1 pseudogene is annotated in these 522 nt (G+C 71.5%); it reads left to right on the top strand.

The window, feature by feature from the left end:
* Window positions 1–522: pseudogene (locus KZA10_RS17455) on the top strand (N-acetylglucosamine-6-phosphate deacetylase); the annotation flags it as partial.

The raw sequence follows: 522 nt of genomic DNA, 5'->3' as shown, positions 1-522 counted from the left end.
GGCGGATGTCGCCCTCCTGCTCGATGCCGGACGCGGCACCGTCCGCCAGATCACGATCGCGCCGGAGCTGTCCGGCGGGCTCGACGCGATCAGGCAGATCGTGGCCGCGGGCTCGGCCGCTGCCGTCGGCCACACGGATGCGGACGCCACGATGGCCGTCGCCGCCTTCGAGGCAGGGGCCTCCATCCTCACCCACGCGTTCAATGCGATGCCGGGCATCCATCACCGTGCTCCTGGACCGGTGCTGGCAGCGGCAGCCGATCACCGGGTGGTGCTCGAGGCCATCGCCGACAACGTGCACCTCGATCCGCACGTCGTCAAGCTCGTGTTCGACTCCGCACCCGCACGTGTGGCACTGATCACCGATGCGATGGCGGCTGCGGGCAGCGCCGACGGCCACTACGACCTCGGGGCCGTGAGCGTCACGGTCGAGAACGGCGTGGCCAGGGCCGATGACACCGGGTCGATCGCCGGCTCCACGCTCACGCAGGACGTGGCCCTGCAGCGTGCCGTGCAGGCGGG

The organism is Microbacterium sp. BF1, from assembly GCF_019279095.1.
Lineage (GTDB): Bacteria > Actinomycetota > Actinomycetes > Actinomycetales > Microbacteriaceae > Microbacterium > Microbacterium maritypicum.
Note: the sequence above shows the minus strand (reverse complement) of the source record. Positions and strands in the feature narration are given on the sequence as shown.